At 47.4% G+C, this 3463-nt stretch carries 1 protein-coding gene; it reads left to right on the top strand.

What is annotated here, in order from left to right:
• Nucleotides 1–572: 572 nt before the first annotated feature.
• Nucleotides 573–3463: beta strand repeat-containing protein (locus ACR0DT_RS24810; protein ID WP_480713311.1), on the top strand; the 2891-nt coding region annotated here is incomplete at its 3' end.

The following is a 3463-nucleotide window of genomic DNA, read 5'->3' as shown; positions in this document are numbered from 1 at the left end:
AAACGGAAGCCCTTCAGCCGCGGCAATGAGGTCGGTATGATCATGGTACCGCGCTATCCGAGAAGGACAACGCGATCAACTTGGCAATGCCCTTGGCGATACTCACCAAAATCATACTCATAAACTGGCCGGGTTCACCTGACGGAAACGATCGATTTGTGGATGACCCGATTCAATCATTCTATGGCATTCGTGGTGTAGATGATCCTGTGAAGCGCCGGATCGAAGGCAAAGAACGGGAACACCCCCCTACCAGGACGAGGCGATAGAGGCGTATTTTCCGGCCCGATAGCCAATGAGTTTGCATGATGATTGATTAATAACTGCACTGCTACTTCAATGCATCCCGTCCTTTTTCTACAATTCACTCACGGAAATAGCTCTCATCCAGCCCGAAGCGGTGTTCCGAAATTCGGCATGCATTTCTTCATTTTCCGCTGTTTGGTGTCATTTTGGGTTATTAGCGGTGTAAGCTCAGAAGCTCTGGTCGGCGCGGCGGAAACAAAGTTAATTGTGTTGATTTTGACTTCCGAGTTTCTCCAACGCCTTTCGAAATTAGATAGGAGAAAAAAGTGAAGCCTATATTGTATGAGGCCGTTGAGGCAGGTTACACCTGCGGCGGGCGGATGACCAAATATAAGGGACTGGCTGCGAGCTACGCATCCTCCGGACTTCACCCCGTTTTTACAGTTCCGTCTGTTTCGGGAAGCGTTTCGGCTTTGACCTTGGGCTTGGGAATTGCCCTTGGAGGAGCGACTAACTTATTTTCAGGAACGTGTACAGCAACATCTGATGGCATTTATGAGTGTGGTGGTGCAGCGGACGCTAATGGCAACGATCCTGGCTTGGAGGCCACTTCAGCAAGTGGGATAACAGTTAAAACTCTACCTGCCTTTGGTGTGAACACATCGAATGTCATATTCAGAAGTGCTTTCAACCTGGCCGTCAGTGGCGGGGATATTAAATTTATCGACGAAAATTCCTCTACCATCGCAGGAGGAGGTGATGGTATCGACGTCGTACACTATGGGGATGGTGAAATCATGATCTCATCCCAAGATGTAACAAGTGAGAAGTTTAATGGAATTCATGCCGAACATTACGGTACTGGGGCGATCAAAGTTGTTTCTTCCGGTAACGTTGCTGGTGGCGCAAACGCTATTTTGGCTTCTCATCTTGGCGACGGTTCTATAGATGTGTTGGCAACCGGTAGTTTAACGGGTGGTAGAACTGGCGTTTACGCTCGCAGCAAAGGTATCGGCTCCATTAATATTGTCGCCGTTGATGTAGTAAGCGATAAAGATGGAATTGGTGTACATCACTCTGGCGACGGCTCGATTGAAATTACGGCGATAGGGGATGTAATAGGGGCCACCTCATATGGTGTTTTTGCCCACCATAAAGGTATGGGTTCTATTACCGTTACCGCAAGTGATGTGATGGGCGGTAACAAGGGAATTTCTGCCCGTCATGATGGTATTGGGGCGATTGTGATTGGGGCAAACACTGTGACCAGTGGCGTGGATGGGTCCGACGCAATTGCAGCCCGTCATCATGGTGACGGCGGGATTTCCATCACAGCAAGTGGTATTGTGACTGGTGCTGAGGCAGGGGTTATTGCGGAGGTTAACGGTCTTGCTGTACCGGGAGGGCGAACTAGCACCGGTTCAATTGAGGTCATGGTCGAAGACGTAACAGGCGGCGTTTACGGTGTGTTTACATTTCATGATGGAGATGGCTCAATTTCAGTGACATCTAACGAGGTTGTTGGCGGTTATTATGGGATAAAAGCTGTACATGATGGCCTTGGTGATATCGCGATTGCGGCTCAGGACGTTACTGGACGAGATGAAGATGGTGTTTTTGTGCGCCACAATGGTCTCGGATCCATTTCCATAACCACAACTGGAACTGTTATCGGATCAGATGATGGTATTTTTGCATCCGTTTATAGAGATTTTGGTGAAGGGACAGGCATTCAGAGCACCCAGAATGCTGCTGTCGAATCAATTACAATAACCTCCAATGAAGTGACTGGCGGAAATTACGGTATTTTTACTCTTAACGAAGGTATGGGTTCAATCAATATCACAGCCCAAAGCACAAGCGGCGGTTATAGTGGTGTTTTTGCACAGATTAGCAATGTTGAAAATAAATCCAATATTGAAATTACCACTCATGATATAACTGGAAGCTATGGTGAAGGTGTAATTACTAAGCATTACGGGTATGGTGCAATTTCAATTAAAGCCCGAGGTGTAAGTGCTGGAGGTAGCGGTGTCATAGCCAAACACTATGGTAGTGGCTCTATTTCCGTCCAGACGAGTAATGTGACAAGTGAAGAGTACGGTATTCTTACTCGCCTTGATGGGAATGGTTCTATTTCGATCAAAAGCGGAGATGTACATGGCGTTAGTTATGGCGTCGTGGCCTTTAATCATGGCGACGGTCAAGTATCCATTGAAGCAAATGATATTTATGGCGGCAGTTATGGCGCATATACTCGTCTTGACGGCAAGGGTTCGATTTTTATTTCAGCCAATGATGTGACAGGAGGTACGTCTTCCGGCATTTTCGCCAACCACTACGGCTATGGGTCGATTTCAATCAGTGCCAACGACGTGGCGGGTGCAGCTAACGGTGTATATACGCTTCATCATAATGACGGTGATATTTCGGTTACGGTGAGTGGTACAGTCACGGGTGGAGATGGTATTGATGTTCGCCACTATGGTACGGGCTCGGTTTTAGTTGAAGCTAGTGGCGATGTCGTTTCGGGCATGGAAGAAGATGATAACGGGATATTTGTGGCTCACTTAGGTCATGGTTCAATAACGGTTTCAGCCAATCAGATTGCGAGTAATAATGGCGGAGTGCTCGTTTATCATGACAACGATGGCCTAATTGACATTACGACCAATTATGTTGCTGGGAATCATCATGGTGTGTACGCGTTTCATTATGGTAATGGTGGCATTACGATTTCATCTGACGAGCTGAATAGCGGTAGCAGTGGCATAAGGGCGATAGTTCATTCAGGTGTTGGCTCTATTAATATTAGGGCTGAGGGCGAAATTAATGCGGGTCGTAATGGAGTTGATGCTTGGCTTTCGGGCAGAGGATCAATTCAGGTCTTGACAGAAGACTTTGTGACTGGCGACCATATAGGTATCACCTCTTTGCATGATGGAGAGGGAAATATAACGATCTCAGCATATAATGTCACAGGAACGGCCAGTGATGGCATTTTTGCAACCCATGATGGTGTTGGCGAGATTTCGATTACGACTACGGGTGAAGTTACTGGTGGCGATGATGGTATTGATGTCCGTCATTATGGGAATGGTGTGATTGGTATTTCCACGACTGGTGTTGTTGTGGGTGGCGATAACGGCATTACTGCGCGTCACGCGGGTCTTGGTTTGGTTTCGATTGTGTCTGAGGGTTCAGTTGCTGGTGAGTC

It is taken from the genome of Ruegeria sp. BI11 (assembly GCF_056538005.1).
The sequence above is the reverse complement of the archived record's forward strand: the minus strand, read 5'-3'. Positions and strand labels throughout refer to the sequence as shown.